Genomic DNA, 838 nt, shown 5'->3' with positions numbered 1-838 from the left:
GCCGAGAAAATGTCTGAGGCGCCAACTTTTATCCCCGCGCGCGGATGCTTTTTCCGGAAGCGCCGGCGCGTTCCTGCTTATCGGCTTAACCGAAGATGACGAGTAATGGGATGGCTCATGCCAATCACCCCCGCTGGCGATCGAGATATCTAAACTTTTCCGTCCGGGTGCTTCATCTGCACACATTCCGGAACCATCCGTGCCGGCTAAATGTTAGCCGGCGGGAAACGGAACAGGAGTTTGGTTATGAACAAGGGCGTAATGTTCGCGCTGGGGACGCTCTTTGCATCGGTCACTTACGCCGGGCCCCTCGCCGCTGAAGAGCGGACGGAGATCGGTGTTCTTGACTGTATTATCGAGGGCGGGATGGATATCGCCATCGTTACCTCGAAGGAGCTGTCCTGCACCTTTCAGCCGGCCGGCAACACCCGTCCGCCTGAAACCTATGTCGGCGTTGTAAACAATTTCGGCCTGGATATCGGCGCAACCAGCGAGAAGGTGATGCGCTGGCTCGTGCTGGCACCCACCACGACGAACGCCTACGAACCCGGTTCACTTGCTGACGACTATGTCGGCGCCAGTGCGGAAGTGACTGCGGGCATCGGTGGCGGCGCCAATGTCCTGGTCAGCGGAACAAACAAGAATCTGATTCTTCAGCCGGTAAGCCTTCAGGCACAGACCGGTCTCAACTTGGCGGTCGGCGTCAGCGAGTTTCAGCTGCGCTCGGCCGAAATGTAGGTCCGCAACAAAAAAGCCCGGCTTCGGGCCGGGCTTTTCCAACGCGTGAAACGACGGTTTATTCGTCGAGCGCCTTGACGATGTTTTCGGTCATCTTCTT

General features: G+C 57.8%; 1 protein-coding gene. It reads left to right on the top strand.

All coding sequences use genetic code 11. The features are described from left to right. The first annotated feature begins 246 nt into the window (after positions 1 to 246). Complete coding sequence (locus LY631_RS20300; protein ID WP_274427440.1) at positions 247 to 738, top strand: DUF992 domain-containing protein; 492 nt, start codon at positions 247 to 249, stop codon at positions 736 to 738. The last annotated feature ends 100 nt before the right edge of the window (positions 739 to 838 follow it).

This window comes from Chelativorans sp. YIM 93263 (genome assembly GCF_028767125.1).
In the GTDB taxonomy this organism is placed as follows: domain Bacteria; phylum Pseudomonadota; class Alphaproteobacteria; order Rhizobiales; family Rhizobiaceae; genus Chelativorans.
This window is presented reverse-complemented; position numbering and strand designations above follow the sequence as displayed.

Coding starts and splice junctions, on each gene's coding strand:
- LY631_RS20300 (WP_274427440.1), top strand. CDS start 247: ATGAACAAGGGCGTAATGTTCGCGCTGGGGACGCTCTTTGCATCGGTC.